Here is a 16,365-nt window from a genome sequence, read left to right on the forward strand (position 1 = left end):
GAGAGCGGAGGGAAGGCGCGCAGCGCCACAGGGGGTTGTGCTTCATGCATCCGCCATGGAGAGGGCGGACTCCATGTCCACCGCCACGATGCGCGAGACGCCCTGCTCCTGCATGGTCACGCCGATGAGTTGCTCGGCCATTTCCATGGCGATCTTGTTGTGGCTGATGAACAGGAACTGGGTGCCCTGCTTGCTCATGCTGGTGACCAGCTTGGCGTAGCGCTCGGTGTTGGCGTCGTCCAGCGGCGCGTCCACCTCGTCCAGCAAGCAGAACGGCGCGGGGTTGAGCTGGAAGATGGCGAACACCAGCGCGATGGCGGTGAGCGCTTTTTCGCCACCCGAGAGCAGGTGGATGGTCTGGTTCTTCTTGCCCGGCGGCTGGGCCATGACCTGCACGCCGGAATCGAGGATTTCGTCGCCGGTGATGATGAGCCGCGCCTGTCCGCCCCCGAACAGCTCGGGGAACATGCGCCCGAAGTGCTGGTTGACGGCGTCGAAGGTGCCCGAGAGCAGGTCGCGCGTTTCGGCGTCGATCTTGCGGATGGCGTCTTCCAGCGTCTGCATGGCCTGCTGCAGGTCGGCGGTTTGCGCGTCCAGGAAGACCTTGCGCTCGCGCGCGGCGGCCAGTTCTTCCAGCGCGGCCAGGTTGACGGCGCCCAGCGCGGCAATGTCGCGCTGCAGGCGGTCGATCTCGCCCTGCAGGCCCGCCAGGCGCACGCCGCCTTCGGCCACCGATTGCGCCAGCGCCTCCAGGTCGGCCTGCGCATCTTGCAGCAGGGTGCTGTACTGCTCCAGCCCCAGGCGGGCGGCTTGTTCCTTGAGCTGCAGTTCGGTAATGCGCGTGCGCTGGGGCTCCATGGCGCGCTCCAGTTGCAGGCGGCGTTCGTCGCTGGCGCGCAGGCGGGCGGTCAGGTCGTCGTACTGGCTGCGCTGGGCAGCAAGCTCTTGCTCGCGTTGCAGCTTGAGTTCCAGCACCTGCTGCAGCCCGCCCTGGGCGGCGGCGTCGGACAGGCGCTCCAGCTCGCCCTGGGCGCGCTGGCGTTCGTCCTGCAGGGCCTGGGTTTGCTGGGCGGCGGTGTCCAGGGTGCGCGAAAGCTCGGCACGGCGGGCCTCCAGGCTGCGCTGCGAGAAGGTGGCCTCCTGCGCCTGGCGCTCCAGGCTGCGCTGCTGCTCGCGGCACTCCTGCAGGCGGCGTTCGGCCTCGATCACGCGGTCGCCCAGTTGGGCGTGGCGCTCCTGGCTGTCGGCCAGTTGCATGTCGAGTTCTTCAAAGCGGGCTTCGGCGGCCACGCGGCGCTCTTGCAGGTCGTCCAGCTGGGCCTGCACTTCGGCCAGGTCGGCACCAATCTGCTCGCTGCGCGCGCGCGCCTGCTCGGCCAGTTGCGACTGGCGCAGGTGCTCCACCTGCAGCTCGTGGGCGCGCGACTGGGCCTCGGCGGCCTCGCGGCCCAGCGTGGCCAGGCGCTGGGTGGCGTCGGCGTAGGCGGCTTCGGCGCGTACCAGCGCGGTGCGGGCCTCTTCGCCGATGAGGGCCTGGGCGCGCAGTTCCTTGTCGAGGTGCTCGATCTCCTGGGCGCGCGCCAGCAGGCCCGATTGCTCGGAGTCCTGCGCATAAAAACCCACGCTGTGCGCGGTTACGCAGTGCCCCTGCGGCACGTAAATGGCGCTGCCGGGCGCAAGCTGGGCGCGGCGGTCCAGCGCCTCGTCCAGCGTGGGGGCGGTGTGGCAACCCACAAGCCAGTCTTCGAGCACGGCGCGCAACCCTGCGTCGTGCACACGCAGCAGGTCCGACAGGCGCGGCAGGCCGTTTGCTGCGTTCGGCGTGGGTGCCTGCGGCGGCGTGAAGAAGGCCAGCTTGGCGGCGGGCGCATCGCCCCCGCCGGCGCCCAGAAAGCCGCGCACCATGTCCAGGCGGCCCACTTCGAGCGCGCCCAGGCGCTCGCGCAGCGCGGCTTCCAGCGCGTTTTCCCAGCCGGGTTCGATGTGGATGCGGCTCCACAGGCCCTGCAGGCCGTCCAGGCCGTGCTTGGCCAGCCAGGGGCGCAGTTTGCCGTCGGTTTTGACCTTTTCCTGCAGCGCCTTGAGGGCCTCCATGCGCGCCGAGAGGTCGGCCTGGCGGGCGGTCTCCTGGTTCACGGCCTGCTGGCGGGCGCGGCGGTCTTCGTCCAGGCGGGGCACGGCTTCCTGCAGTTCTTCCAGCCGGGCGGCGGCCAGTTCCTGGGCCTCGGTGGCGGCCTCGCACTGGCTGCGCAGGTTGGCCAGGCGGGCTTCGTCGGGCGCGGCCAGGGCGTTGCGGTCGGCGCGCAGGCGCTCGAAGCGGGCGTCCGCCTGGCGGCTTTGTTCGTCGATGCTGCGCTGCTCTGCCGCCAGCACCTGGATTTGCTGCTGCACCTGCACCACGCTGGCACGCTGGGCGTCGGCCTGGCCCTGGGCCTGGCGCAGGGCTTCTTCCAGGTCGGGCAGGCGCATGGCCTGTTCTTCGACCTGGGCGGCCAGCAGCTCGGCCTTTTCCTCGGCATCGACCCCGGCCCCGGCAAGGTGCTCCAGCTCGGCGTCGGCTTCTTCGCGGCGCGCCTGCCACTGGGTGATTTGCTCGGCCAGTTGCACCAGGCGCTGCTCCACGCGCTGGCGCCCTTCGAGCACGTAGCGGATTTCGGCCTCCAGGCGGCCGACTTCGGCACTGGCCTCATAGAGCTTGCCCTGGGCCTGGTTGACCTGATCGCCCGCAGCGTAGTGCGCCTGGCGGATGGTTTCGAGCTCGGCCTCAACATGCCGCAGGTCGGCCATGCGCGATTCCAGCTCGTTGACGGCGGCCAGCCCTTCGCTGCGCACGCGGGCCTGCTCAGCCTCGGCCTCGGTGCGCTTGAGGTACCACTGCTGCTGCTGGCGCAGCGTGGCCTGGGACTGCAGTTGCTTGTAGCGCTCGGCGATCTCGGCCTGCTTTTCGAGCTTTTCGAGGTTGCTGCCCAGTTCGCGCAGGATGTCTTCCACGCGGGTGAGGTTCTCGCGCGTGTCGTGCAGGCGGTTTTCAGTCTCGCGGCGGCGCTCTTTGTATTTGGAGACGCCCGCGGCCTCTTCCAGGAACAGGCGCAGCTCCTCGGGGCGCGACTCGATGATGCGGCTGATGGTGCCCTGGCCGATGATGGCGTAGGCGCGCGGCCCCAGGCCCGTGCCCAGGAACACGTCCTGCACGTCGCGCCGGCGCACCGGCTGGTTGTTGATGTAGTAGCTGCTGTTGCCGTCGCGCGTGAGCACGCGCTTGACGGCGATTTCAGTGAACTGGTTCCACTGGCCACCAGCGCGGTGGTCGGCATTGTCAAAGACCAGCTCCACGCTGGAGCGGCTGGCGGGCTTGCGCGAGGTGGTGCCGTTGAAAATCACGTCCTGCATGGACTCGCCGCGCAGTTCGCTCGCCTTGGACTCGCCCAGCACCCAGCGCACCGCGTCCATGATGTTGGACTTGCCGCAGCCGTTCGGCCCCACCACGCCCACCAGTTGCCCTGGCAGCATGAAGTTGGTCGGTTCGGCAAACGACTTGAAGCCGGAGAGTTTGATGGAGTTGAGACGCACGGATCACCCTGTCAGACGCCAGCACCCGCTGCCCCTGTGGAGGCAGGGCTGGCTCACACGCCGGGCCGGGGCAGTCAAAGCCCCGCCGACAAGGCGCAGATGTTACCCGAGCGCCGTGTCCCGGTTCGGGTGTGGCATGGGCCTGTAAATAATTGAAACAACCACAGGTTTGCGTTACCAATATCCCCGACGAGCGCATGGGCATGACAGACTTGCACACACCGTCAAGAACCCCTTGGAACGCACCCATGAACGCCCCACCCACGCCCCAGGAAACCCAGGCACTTACCACAGCCGAAGAAGCTGCCAACCTCCCCCTTCCCGGCCGCAGTGCCGCCCTTTCGGCACTGGGTGCAGCAGCACTCGCGGCCTGCGGCGGTGGCAGCGATGACAGCCCCTCCACACCCGGCACGCCGGGTAACCCTGGCTCACCGGGCGACCCCGGCGATGGGCCAGGCGACAACCCTGGCACCCCGGCCACCCCGCTGACGCACGAGGAAAGTGCCCGCTTCCTGGCGCAGGCGACGCTGGGCGCCAGCCGCGCAGACATTGAAACGCTGACCAGCAAGGGCCTGGCCACCTGGCTCAACGAGCAGTTCGCCATGCCGGTCAGCATGCGCCTGGTGGACTGGCTCTACGCCAAGGGGCTGGACGCGGAAGAATTCCGCTTCAGCCAGCGCGGCCTGGACAACGCACTGTGGCGCACACTGATCACCAGCCCCGACGCCCTTCGCCAGCGCGTGGCGCTGGCCCTGTCGGAGATCTGCGTGGCATCGGTGCTGGGCGTGGACAGCAGTTACCGCCAGTTTGCGCTGGCGTATTACTACGACATCCTCCAGACCCATGCCTTTGGCAACTACCGACAGTTGCTGGAAGACATCTCGCTGAGCCCGGCCATGGGCTACTACCTCACCTACCGGGGCAATTCCAAGGCCAACCCCAAGACCGGCAGCCAACCCGACGAGAACTACGCACGCGAACTGATGCAGTTGTTCACCATCGGCCTGGTGCAGTTGCGCGCCGACGGCACGCCCGTGGTCAACAACGGCCAGTTCGTGGAAACCTACCGCTCCGACGACGTGATGGGCCTGGCCCGGGTGTTCACGGGCTGGGACCTGGACACGGCAGGCCTGTCCAAACCCTACCCTGCGGCGCAGATGTGCCGGCCCATGGCACAGGTGGCCTCGCGCTACGAGACCGGCGCCAAGCAGTTCCTGGGCACCACCATCCCTGAGGGCACCGATGCCCTCGCGGCCCTGCGCCGCGCGCTGGACGCCCTGTTCGTCCACCCCAATGTGCCGCCGTTCATCAGCCGCCAGCTCATCCAGCGGCTGGTCACCAGCAACCCCAGCGGGGGTTATGTCGCCCGCGTGGCGGCCGTGTTCGCCAACAACGGGCAAGGCGCGCGAGGTGATCTGCGCGCCGTGGTGCGCGCCATCCTGCTGGACCCCGAGGCGCGCGATCGCGGCCAGTTGCAAAACCCCAACTGGGGCAAGCTGCGCGAGCCGGTGCAGCGCTTTGTGCACTGGGCGCGGGCCTTTGGCGCCACGTCCACCGGCGACGCCTGGGACGTGGGCGACCTGTCCGACCCCGGTTCGCGCCTGGGCCAAAGCCCGCTGCGTTCGCCCTCGGTGTTCAACTTCTTCCGCCCCGGCTACATACCGCCCAACACGGCACTGGCGGCACAGGGCCTGGTGGGGCCGGAGTTCCAGCTCACCAACGAGTCCACCGTGGCGGGCTATGTGAACTTCATGCAGAACGCCGTGGCGGGCCGCAGCGTGGGCGACCTGCGCGCCAACTACGCCGCACTGCTGGCCAAGGCGGGCGATCCCGCCGCGCTGGTGGCCGAGCTGCAACTGGTGCTGGCCGCTGGCCAGCTCTCGCCCGCCACCGTGGCCACACTCACGGCGGTGCTGGGCGGCATGCCCGGCAAGACCACCACCGAACTGCAAAACCGGATGTATGCCGCACTCACGCTGGTGCTGGCCTCGCCCGAGTACATCGTCCAGAAATGAGGCCCCGCATGTCTGCACTTCCCCCCATCAGCACCCACGACGCATCGCGCCGCGCCTTTCTGCGCCGCAGCAGTCTCTTGTCCATGGCAGCGGGGGCCGCTCCGTGGGCGCTGACGCTTTCGGCCATGGGCGACGCCGCCGCCCAGACGGCCGACGACTACAAGGCCCTGGTCTGTGTGTTCCTGCAAGGCGGCAACGACAACTGGAACACCCTGGTGCCCTACGACAGCACGCACCACGCGCTGTACCAGGGCCTGCGCAGCAACATCGCCTTCACGCGCGAAGCGCTGGCGGGCAGTGTGCTGACGCCTGCGGGCGGCAGCACCGACGGGCGTGCCTTTGCCCTGGCCCCCAACCTGGGCACAGGCCTGCTGCCACTGTTCCAGCAAGGGCGCATGGCCGTGCTGCACAACGTGGGCACCCTGGTGCAGCCCACCACGCGCGAGCAGTACATGGCACGCTCGGTGCCGCTTCCGCCCAAGCTGTTCTCGCACAACGACCAACAGTCGTACTGGCAGGCATCGGCCGCCGAGGGCGCCACCACCGGCTGGGGCGGGCGCATGGGCGACCTGTTCATGTCGGCCAACAGCACCTCAACCTTCACCTGCATCAACGTGACGGGCAACGCGGTGTACCTATCGGGCAACACCGCCATTCCCTACCAGGTCACCCCCAGCGGGGCGGTGCCGGTCAATGGCATCAAGAACCGCCTGTTCGGCTCGGCTGACGCATCCCAGGTGCTGCGCCAGTTCATGACGCAAGGCTCCTCGCACTGGCTGGCCAACGAGCATGCGCGCGTGGCGCAGCGCTCCATCGAGGCGGGCGAGCGCATCACTGCAGCGCTGGCAGGCAACCCGGCGCCCGTCACCTTTCCCACCAGCAACCGGCTGGCCGACCAACTTGCCCTGGTGGCGCGTCTCATCAGCGCCCGTGGCAGCCTGGGTACCAAGCGCCAGGTGTTTTTTGTGTCGCTGGGCGGGTTCGACACACACGACAGCCAACTGGGCGCCCACGCCACCTTGATGACCAACCTGGGCAATGCGCTGGCCGCGTTCTACCGCGCCACCGAGGCGCTGGGCGTGGCCTCGCAGGTCACCACCTTCACGGCCACCGACTTCGGCCGCACGCTGGTGAGCAACAACGACGGCACGGACCATGGCTGGGGCTCGTCGCAGTTCGTGATCGGTGGCGCCGTGAAAGGTGGCAGCTTTGTCGGCGCCGCCCCGCTGCCCGCCAACAACGGCCCGGACGACGTGGGCCGGGGCCGCCTGCTGCCCTCGGTGTCGGTCGAACAATACGCCGCCACGCTGGGCCGCTGGTTCGGCATCTCCGCCACCGACCTGCCCCTGGTGCTGCCGCGCCTGGGCAATTTTGGTTCTGCCGACCTTGGATTCATGCAGATTTAGGCGCCAAACGCTCGTGGAATAAGCGCCACAAGCTATTGATTCGATAGCAAAACTCCCTCTCCCCTCGCGGGAGAGGGGGTCAATACAGGCACCGCAAGCGATCAATTCGATAGCATCCGCTGCAACACCGGGTACGGCGCCAGCGTGCTGCGCCGCTCGTCCACCTCCAGCGCGCGGCCCACGGGCGGGAAGGCGCGCTGCGGGCAGCTGGTGCGCTCGCACACCTTGCAGCCCATGCCGATGGGCACGGCGGCGGCCGGATCGGCCAAGTTCAGGCCCTTGGAATACACCCAGCGCGGCGCGTGCTCGATGTCGCAGCCCAGCGCCACCGCGTGCAGCTTGCCCGGCGCGCCCCAGGCGCCGCCGCCGTGCTGCACGGTGCGCGCCACCCACAGGTAGGTGCGCCCGTCGGGCATGCGCGCCAGTTGCGTGACGATGCGGCCGGGTTGCGCGAAGGCCTCGTACACGTTCCAGAGCGGGCAGGTGCCGCCGATGCGCGAGAAGTGGAAATGCGTGGCCGACTGGCGCTTGGAGATGTTCCCTGCGCGGTCCACGCGGATGAAGATGAACGGAATGCCGCGCGCCTGCGGCCGCTGCAGCATCGACAGCCGGTGGCACACCGCCTCGAAGCCCACGCCGAAGCGCTGGCCCAGGCGCTCGATGTCGTAGCCCTCCTCCTCGGCCGCGCGCAGAAAGGCCGAATACGGCATGAGCAGCGCCCCGGCAAAGTAGTTGGCCAGGCCGATGCGCGCGAGCTGCCGCGCCTCGCGGCTGGACAGGCGCGCGTCCTGCGCCAGGCGGCGCAGCACGGGTTCCATCTCCAGGAAGGCCAGTTGCGTGGCCATGTGGAAGTTGCGCTGCCCGCCCTCCAGCCGGTCCGACAGGTAGAGCACGCTGGAGGCGGCATCGAACAGGCGCAGCGTGCCGCCTTCCAGCACCGGCATCTCCGGCCCCGGCGTGACCACGCGCACGCCGTGCTGCTGCTCCAGCCGCTGCAGCAGCAGGCTTTCGGCGCGGCGCGGCTCCATGCCCCACTGCGCGGCGCAGTGCTCGGCGGCGGCGTCCAGCTCGGCCATGTGGTTGTGGTGGGCGAAAAAGTAGTCGCGCACCTCCTCGTAGGCCATGGGCGGCGGCGCTTCGCCACCCTGGCCCGAGCGCTCGTCGCCCCAGGGCGCGGCCAGCGCGTCGAGGCGTTCGAGCGCCTGCCGGTAGCGCCCATGCAGGCCAATGAGGGTGCGCGCCACGGCGGGCATGCTGGCGGCCAGCTCGCGGATCTCCGCCAGCGACACCTGCTCCTGCCCCGCGCCGCCCGGCGGCTGGTCGGCCAGCACCTCGTTCAGGCCGGCGATCAGGCGCGCCTCCTCGTCGTCGGAAAAGCGCTGCACGTCCACGCCCAGCGCGGCGCTGATCTTCAGCAGCACCGGCACCGTCAGCGGGCGCTGGTTCTGCTCGATCTGGTTCAGGTAGCTGGCCGACAGGCCCAGCGTGCGCGCCAGCGCCACCTGCGTGAGGCCACGTTCCTCGCGCAGGCGGCGCAGCTGCACGCCCATGAAGGTCTTGCGCATGGGGTTGCCTCCGGGTTATTCGCAAACTTCGCAATTTACTGGTTTTTTCTTCGCAAACCTTCGCCAATTCAGTGCTTACGCTGGAGAGGCGGCTTGCGTACATTGCGAATCATGCACCGGACCACGCGGCTGCACAAACACTTTTTGCAAGGAAAACAACGCCATGAGCGAAACAGCCCCCCCCGCCGTCAAGGCCAAGAAATCCGTCGCCCTCTCGGGCGTGACCGCCGGCAACACGGCCCTGTGCACTGTCGGTCGCAGCGGCAACGACCTGCACTACCGGGGCTACGACATCCTCGACATCGCCGAGGTCTGCGAATTCGAGGAAATCGCCCACCTGCTGGTGCACGGCAAGCTGCCCACGCGCGCCGAGCTCAAGGCCTACAAGGCCAAGCTCAAGGCCCTGCGCGGCTTGCCCGCCAGCGTGAAGGACGCGCTGGAGAAGCTCCCGGCCAGCAGCCACCCCATGGACGTGATGCGCACCGGCGTCTCGGCCCTGGGCTGCGTGCTGCCCGAGAAGGACGACCACAACACGCCCGGCGCGCGCGACATCGCCGACCGCCTGCTGGCCAGCCTGGGCTCCATGCTGCTCTACTGGTACCACTGGAGCACGCAGGGCAAGCGCATCGGCGTCGAGACGGACGACGACTCCATCGGTGCGCATTTCCTGCACCTGCTGCACGGCCAGAAACCCAGCGCCGCCTGGGAGCGCGCCATGCACACCTCGCTGAACCTGTACGCCGAGCACGAGTTCAACGCCAGCACCTTCACCGCCCGCGTGATCGCCGGCACCGGCAGCGATATGTATTCGAGCATTGCCGGCGCCATCGGCGCGCTGCGCGGCCCCAAGCACGGCGGCGCCAACGAGGTGGCCTTCGAGGTGCAAAAGCGCTACGACACGCCCGACGACGCCGAGACCGACATCCGCCGCCGCGTGGAGGCCAAGGAGGTGGTGATCGGCTTCGGCCACCCGGTGTACACGGTGAGCGACCCGCGCAACGTGGTCATCAAGCGCGTGGCGCTCCAGTTGTCCGAGGAAGCAGGCAGCACCAAGATGTACGACATCGCCGAGCGGCTGGAATCCGTCATGTGGGAAACCAAGAAAATGTTCCCCAACCTCGACTGGTTCAGCGCCGTGAGCTACCACATGATGCAGGTGCCCACGGCCATGTTCACGCCGCTGTTCGTCATTGCGCGCACCAGCGGCTGGGCCGCGCACACCATCGAGCAGCGCATCGACAACAAGATCATCCGCCCCAGCGCCCACTACACCGGCCCCGACGACCTGGCCTTCGTGCCTATCGAGAACCGCACCTAACCCCTCGCAGCGCTCCACGCCATGAACACCCTCTACCGCAAGAACCTGCCCGGCACGCTGCTGGACTATGTGGATGCCCGCGCCGCCGTCGAGCACCTGCGCCCCGGCGCCTGGGCCGAGATGCCCTACACCGCGCGCGTGCACGCCGAGAACATCGTGCGCAAGGCCGACCCGGCCCAGCAGGACGGCTACCTGCTGCAACTGATCGAGCGCCGCCGCGAGCGCGACTTTCCGTGGTACCCGGCGCGCGTGGTGTGCCACGACATCCTCGGTCAGACGGCCCTGGTGGACCTGGCCGGCCTGCGCGACGCCATCGCCGCCGAGGGCGGCGACCCGGCCCAGGTGAACCCCGTGGTGCCGGTGCAGCTCATCGTGGACCACTCGCTGGCCGTGGAGTGCGGCGGCTTCGAGCCCGAGGCTTTCCAGAAGAACCGCGCGATTGAAGACCGCCGCAACGAAGACCGCTTCCACTTCATCGAGTGGACGAAAAAAGCCTTCGCCAACGTGGATGTGATCCCGGCGGGGAACGGCATCATGCACCAGATCAACCTGGAGAAAATGTCGCCCGTGGTGCACGCCGAGGGCGGCCTGGCCTACCCCGACACCTGCGTGGGCACCGACAGCCACACGCCGCACGTCGACGCGCTGGGCGTCATCGCCATCGGCGTGGGCGGTCTGGAGGCCGAGAACGTGATGCTCGGCCGCGCATCAATGATGCGCCTGCCCGAGATCGTGGGCGTGCACCTCACCGGCCAGCGCCAGGACGGCATCACCGCCACCGATGTGGTGCTGGCGCTCACCGAATTCCTGCGCAAGGCCAAGGTGGTCGGCGCCTACCTGGAGTTCCATGGCGAGGGCGCGCGCAGCCTCACCATTGGCGACCGCGCCACCATTGCCAACATGGCGCCCGAATACGGCGCCACCGCCGCGCTGTTCGCCATCGACGAGCAGACGCTGGACTACCTGCGCCTTACCGGCCGCGCCGCCAGCCAGGTGGAACTGGTCGAAACCTACGCCAAGGAGGCCGGCCTGTGGGCGGACAGCCTGCAAGACGCCGTGTACGAGCGCACGCTGGAGTTCAACCTCTCCAGCGTGGTGCGCAACCTGGCCGGCCCCTCCAACCCGCACGCCCGCGTGGCCACCGCCGACCTGGCGGCCAAGGGCATCGCCGGCCCCTGGACCATGCCCGCCGCCGAAGAAGGCACCCTGCCCGACGGGGCCGTGGTCATCGCCGCCATCACCAGCTGCACCAACACCAGCAACCCGCGCAACGTGATCGCCGCCGGCCTGCTGGCGCGCAACGCCCGCCGCCTGGGTTTGAACCGCCAACCCTGGGTCAAAACATCCCTCGCCCCCGGTTCCAAGGCCGTGGAGCTGTACCTGCAGGAAGCCGGATTGCTGGGCGACCTGGAGGCCCTGGGCTTTGGTATTGTGGGTTTTGCCTGCACCACCTGCAACGGCATGAGCGGCGCATTGGACCCCGCCATCCAGCAGGAGATCATCGACCGCAAGCTCTACGCCACCGCCGTGCTCTCGGGCAACCGCAACTTCGACGGGCGCATCCACCCCTACGCCAGCCAGGCCTTCCTGGCCTCGCCGCCGCTGGTGGTGGCCTACGCGCTGGCCGGCACCGTCCGCTTCGACATCGAGCGCGACGTGCTCGCCGTGGTGGACGGCCGCGCGATCCGCCTGCAAGACCTGTGGCCCAGTGATGCCGAAATCGACGCCGTGGTGCAAACCGCCGTCAAGCCCGCGCAGTACCGCGCCGTGTACGAGCCCATGTTCGCCCTGCGGCGCGACGACGGCCAGCGCGTGAGCCCGCAGTACGCCTGGCGCGCGCAGTCCACCTACATCCGCCGCCCGCCCTACTGGGACACCGAGGGCGTGGGCGCGCTCGCCGCCCACCCGCGCACGCTCAAGGGCCTGCGCCCGCTGGCCATCCTGCCCGACAACATCACCACCGACCACCTCTCGCCCTCCAACGCCATCCTGCCGAACAGCGCGGCGGGCGAATACCTGGCGCGCATGGGCGTGCCGGAGGAAGACTTCAACTCCTACGCCACGCACCGGGGCGACCACCTCACCGCCCTGCGCGCCACCTTCGCCAACCCACAGCTGGTGAACGAGATGGCCGTGGTGGACGGCCAGGTGCGCAAGGGCTCGCTGGCCCGCGTGGAGCCCGAGGGCCAGGTGGTGCGCATGTGGGAGGCCATCGAAACCTACCTGGGCCGCCGCCAGCCGCTCATCATCATCGCGGGCGCCGACTACGGCCAGGGTTCCAGCCGCGACTGGGCCGCCAAGGGCGTGCGCCTGGCGGGCGTGGAGGTGGTGGTGGCCGAGGGCTTCGAGCGCATCCACCGCACCAACCTCATCGGCATGGGCGTGCTGCCGCTCGAATTCCAGCCCGGCACCACCCGCCACACCCTGCAGCTCGACGGCACCGAAACCTTCGACGTGGCGGGCGCACTGCAGCCGCGCGCCGTGCTGTCGCTCATCGTGCGCCGCAAGAACGGCGAAGTGCTGCAGGTGCCCATGCAATGCCGGCTCGACACCGCCGAGGAAGCCTCGGTGTACGAAGCGGGCGGTGTGCTGCAGCGCTTTGCGCAGGATTTTTTGGCCAAATCAGCCTCCAGCGCCCCACCAGCAAGCGCTGTCAGCTATGAAAACTGAAGTGAAAGCCATGGCACCGCAAACCAAGATTCCCGCCCTCTACATGCGCGGCGGCACCAGCAAGGGCGTGTTCTTCCACCTGCAAGACCTGCCCGAGGCCGCCCGCCAGCCCGGCCCCGCACGCGACGCGCTGCTGCTGCGCGTGCTGGGCAGCCCCGACCCGTATGGCAAGCAGATCGACGGCCTGGGCAACGCGTCGTCCAGCACCAGCAAGGCTGTCATCCTGAGCCGCAGCACACGGCCCGGGCACGATGTGGACTACCTGTTCGGCCAGGTCTCCATCGACCGCCCCTTCGTGGACTGGAGCGGCAACTGCGGCAACCTCTCGGCCGCCGTGGGGCCCTGCGCCATCCACTGGGGGCTGGTGGACCCCGAGCGCATTCCCCGGCAGGGCAGCGTGGCGGTGCGCATCTGGCAAGCCAACATCGGCAAGACCATCGTGGCCCATGTGCCCATCGTGGGCGGGCATGTGCAGGAAACGGGCACATTCGAGCTGGACGGCGTGGCCTTCCCCACCGCCGAGGTGCCGCTGGAGTTCATCGCCCCGGCGGACGAGGGTGAAGGTTCCATGTTCCCCACCGGCAACGTGGTGGACCAGTTGGAAGTGCCCGGCGTGGGCCGCTTTGCCGCCACCCTCATCAACGCCGGCATCCCCACCATCTTCCTCAACGCGCAAGACCTGGGCTACACCGGCACCGAGCTGCAGGGCGCCATCAACGGCGACGCGCAGGCCCTGGCGCGCTTCGAGGCCCTCCGCGCGCACGGCGCGGTGAAGATGGGCCTGATCCGCAGCGTGGAGGAAGCCGCCCAGCGCCAGCACACGCCAAAAATCGCCTTCGTGGCCCCGCCCATCCGCTACACCGCGTCCAGCGGCAAGCACATCGAGGCCGGCGACATCGACCTGCTCGTGCGCGCCCTCTCCATGGGCCAGCTGCACCACGCCATGATGGGCACGGCGGCCGTCGCCATCGGCACCGCCGCCGCCATTCCCGGCACGCTGGTCAACCGGGCGGCCGGCGGCGGCACGCGCAACGCCGTGGTGTTCGGCCACCCCTCGGGCACCCTGCGCGTGGGCGCCGAGGCCGCGCAGGTGGGCGGCCAATGGCAAGTGACCAAGGCCCTCATGAGCCGCAGCGCCCGCATCCTCATGGAAGGCTGGGTGCGCGTTCCGGCGGACAGTTTTTAAGCCAAATAGGCCTCCAGAGCTTATGCAGAAAGCGCCAACAGCTACCAATTCAATAGCATTTTGATCGGCACCCCATGAACACCAAGCAACAACTCAAGGCCCTGGCCCATGCCCGCCGGGGCGTCATCGTGCCCGGCGCGTTCAACGCCCTCTCCGCCCGCGTGGTGGCCGACCTGGGCTTCGAGGCCCTCTACGTCACCGGCGCTGGCGTCACCAACATGTGGTTCGGCCTGCCGGACCAGGCCTTCATGGGCCTCACCGACATCGCGGACCACACCGCCCGCATCCGCGACGCCGTGGACCTGCCCCTGATCGTGGACGCCGACACGGGCTTTGGCAACGCGCTCAACACCTACCACGCCGTGCGCACCCTGGAGCGCGCAGGCGCCGACTGCATCCAGCTCGAAGACCAGGTTTCACCCAAGCGCTGCGGCCACTTCGCCGGCAAGGACGTGGTGGAGGCCAGCGAAATGATCGGCAAGATCAAGGCCGCGTGCGACGCCCGGCGCGACAAGGACCTGCTCATCATGGCCCGCACCGACGCCGCCGCCGTGCACGGCTTCAACGCCGCCGTGGAGCGCGCCCAAGCCTACGCCGAGGCCGGCGCCGACCTGCTGTTCGTTGAGGCCGTCACGGAGCTGGAGCATGTGCGCGCCCTGCCCCAGCGCCTGAGCACGCCCCAGCTCATGAACATGGTCATCGGCGGCAAAACCCCCATCACCAGCGCCCAGGAGCTGAGCCAGCTCGGCTACGGCCTGGTGCTGTACGCCAACGCGGCGCTGCAGGGGGCGCTGGCGGGCATGCAGCGGACGCTGACGCAATTGCGCGAGACGCAGCGGATTGATGAAGACCCGGGGCTGGTGACGCCGTTTGCGGAAAGGCAAAGGCTGGTGGGCAAGGGGGTTTGGGATGGGTTGGAGGAGAAGTATTTGGGGTGAGGCCCCTGTGGTAGGGCTCCCGCCCGCATGGGCCAAATCCTGTGAATTCACTGTGCGCCGCGTCATACGCGCCAGCATTGGCAACCGCGCCAAGGAAGACTTGGTAGTGGAATTTATCAACCAGACAGCAAGGAGGTTGGGATCGCACGTAGGGCTGTGTGACCCCCATCCTGCAGCGTGACCTGATTGGGTCAAGGCCGAGTTGTCATGCAGGCAGTTTGGCTGCAAGCAGTTCGACCTTCTCGATATTGGGCGGAGAACTGAGCAAGGTCGCTGCGTTGGCCATCAAGGCCGCGGCGATCTGGCCGTTCAGATGTGCCTGGCGACCTGCCTCATCGGCAAAGGCATCGAACACACCAAACGTCGAAGGGCCAAACTTCAATGCGAACCAGGCCGTGGTGCCGGACTCGGCGTTGGCGAGCGGCAGTGCGCTGGCCAGGAAGTCGGCAAGCGCAGCCTCCTGGCCGGGTTTGGCTTCGAGGCGAACAAACAGGGCGAGCTTAGTCATGGTGTATTCCTTTGGGTAAATGGAAAAGTGGGTGAAGGGATCGACGAGACTGCAGTCTAAGTTTTCATGACAGACATCTCTATAGGCAATAATGACAACATTGATATCATTGTTGCCATGAAACTGCACCTCCTTGTTTGTGATGGCGTGTTTGATCTGGGGCTTGCGGCGCTCACTGACACAGTGGGCTTAGCCAATGCGATGGCGGGCTCGCTGCCACAGGCTCCCGCGCACATAGAGCTCACGCTGGTGGGCGTGCGGCGTCGCATCCGAACTGCGCAAGGCTTGACGGTCCCCGTGGTCACTGCGCATGGTGTGCCCGAACCAGACGTCGTGCTCGTGCCAGCGTTTGGCGACAAGATGCCTGACACGCTCTCGGCTCGACTCACAAGCCCCGATGTGCCCGACGCGGTCGCGGCGCTACAGCAGTGGTCCACCGCTGGCGCGCACCTTGGTGCCGCTTGCTCCGGTAGTTTCTTGCTTGCAGAGAGTGGCCTGCTTGATGGGCATCGTGCGACGACGTCATGGTGGCTGGGGCCGATGTTTCGGCAGCGCTATCCGAACGTCACGCTGGACGAGTCACGCATGATCGTGAACTCGACACGCTTCACCACCGCGGGTGCCGCTTTGGCCCACGTCGACTTGGCCTTGCGCATCATCCGAGGGCGCAGTCCGGCGCTGGCGGCCCTGGTGGCACGCTATCTGCTGGTCGAGACACGCAGTTCGCAAGCCGAGTTCGTGATTCCCGACCACCTTGCGCATGCCGACCCGATGGTGGAGCGCTTCGAGTGCTGGGCCAGACGTCGGCTCGCGCAGGGGTTCTCGCTCGCCGAGGCGGCCAGCGCCGCGGGCACAAGCGAGCGCACCTTGGCGCGGCGGCTGCAAAGCGTTTTGGGAAAGACACCGCTGTCGTATTTCCAGGACCTGCGCGTGGAGCATGCCGTCCATCTCTTGCGCACCGGGAACGCCAGCGTCGACCAGGTCGCCGCACAGGTCGGGTACTCGGATGGGGTGACCCTGCGGGCCCTGTTGCGCCGCAAGCTGGGCCGGGGTGTCAGGGAGTTGCGACGCGGTGGATGATCAAAGGCGTTGGGTGCAAAAGCACCAGCCGTGCCAAAGCAGTCTGAACCGCCCCGGGTATCGAGGAGGCCGGTTGGTTTAAGTTGACACCTTTGTCGAGGTGTCGCTG

The 16,365-nt window shown here is 68.1% G+C and carries 10 protein-coding genes; 7 read left to right on the forward strand and 3 right to left on the reverse strand.

Annotation, left to right across the window (positions count from 1 at the left end):
- Positions 1 to 42: 42 nt before the first annotated feature.
- Complete coding sequence (smc, locus tag MJ602_RS07910; RefSeq protein ID WP_243020267.1) at positions 43 to 3,570, reverse strand: chromosome segregation protein SMC; 3,528 nt, start codon at positions 3,568 to 3,570, stop codon at positions 43 to 45.
- A gap of 248 nt (positions 3,571 to 3,818) precedes the next feature.
- Between smc and MJ602_RS07915 the strand changes: the two genes are divergently transcribed.
- Positions 3,819 to 5,585, forward strand: a complete 1,767-nt coding sequence (locus MJ602_RS07915) for a DUF1800 domain-containing protein (RefSeq protein WP_243020268.1) — start codon at positions 3,819 to 3,821, stop codon at positions 5,583 to 5,585.
- A gap of 8 nt (positions 5,586 to 5,593) precedes the next feature.
- Positions 5,594 to 6,991 carry a DUF1501 domain-containing protein gene (locus tag MJ602_RS07920; RefSeq protein ID WP_243020269.1) on the forward strand — a complete coding sequence of 466 codons (1,398 nt, stop codon included), beginning with the start codon at positions 5,594 to 5,596 and terminating at the stop codon, positions 6,989 to 6,991.
- Between the two features lie 101 nt (positions 6,992 to 7,092).
- On the opposite strand, the gene MJ602_RS07925 is transcribed toward MJ602_RS07920, so the two are convergent.
- Complete coding sequence (locus tag MJ602_RS07925) at positions 7,093 to 8,556, reverse strand: short-chain fatty acyl-CoA regulator family protein (protein WP_243020270.1); 1,464 nt, start codon at positions 8,554 to 8,556, stop codon at positions 7,093 to 7,095.
- Between the two features lie 163 nt (positions 8,557 to 8,719).
- Between MJ602_RS07925 and prpC the strand changes: the two genes are divergently transcribed.
- From prpC to MJ602_RS07945, 4 genes are all read left to right on the forward strand, one after another.
- Positions 8,720 to 9,874, forward strand: coding sequence for a bifunctional 2-methylcitrate synthase/citrate synthase (gene prpC / locus MJ602_RS07930; protein WP_243020271.1), 1,155 nt, complete (start codon positions 8,720 to 8,722; stop codon positions 9,872 to 9,874).
- A 21-nt stretch (positions 9,875 to 9,895) separates the two neighbouring features.
- A complete protein-coding gene (gene acnD, locus MJ602_RS07935; RefSeq protein ID WP_243020272.1) occupies positions 9,896 to 12,544 on the forward strand; it encodes a Fe/S-dependent 2-methylisocitrate dehydratase AcnD in 2,649 nt (882 codons plus the stop codon).
- A gap of 10 nt (positions 12,545 to 12,554) precedes the next feature.
- A complete protein-coding gene (gene prpF / locus MJ602_RS07940; RefSeq protein ID WP_243020273.1) occupies positions 12,555 to 13,730 on the forward strand; it encodes a 2-methylaconitate cis-trans isomerase PrpF in 1,176 nt (391 codons plus the stop codon).
- Positions 13,731 to 13,804: 74 nt separating this feature from the next.
- Complete coding sequence (locus MJ602_RS07945; protein ID WP_243020274.1) at positions 13,805 to 14,668, forward strand: isocitrate lyase/PEP mutase family protein; 864 nt, start codon at positions 13,805 to 13,807, stop codon at positions 14,666 to 14,668.
- Positions 14,669 to 14,873: 205 nt separating this feature from the next.
- Here the strand turns inward: MJ602_RS07945 and MJ602_RS07950 are convergent, their stop codons facing one another.
- Positions 14,874 to 15,176 carry a putative quinol monooxygenase gene (locus tag MJ602_RS07950; protein ID WP_007182542.1) on the reverse strand — a complete coding sequence of 101 codons (303 nt, stop codon included), beginning with the start codon at positions 15,174 to 15,176 and terminating at the stop codon, positions 14,874 to 14,876.
- A 66-nt stretch (positions 15,177 to 15,242) separates the two neighbouring features.
- Here MJ602_RS07950 and MJ602_RS07955 point away from each other — a divergent pair, with 66 nt between their 5' ends.
- The gene (locus MJ602_RS07955) at positions 15,243 to 16,256 is read left to right on the forward strand and encodes a GlxA family transcriptional regulator (RefSeq protein ID WP_243020275.1); all 1,014 of its coding nucleotides are present in this window, start codon (positions 15,243 to 15,245) and stop codon (positions 16,254 to 16,256) included.
- Positions 16,257 to 16,365 lie beyond the last annotated feature (109 nt).

The organism is Simplicispira sedimenti, from assembly GCF_022760965.1.
Classification (GTDB): Bacteria; Pseudomonadota; Gammaproteobacteria; order Burkholderiales; family Burkholderiaceae_C; genus Simplicispira; species Simplicispira sedimenti.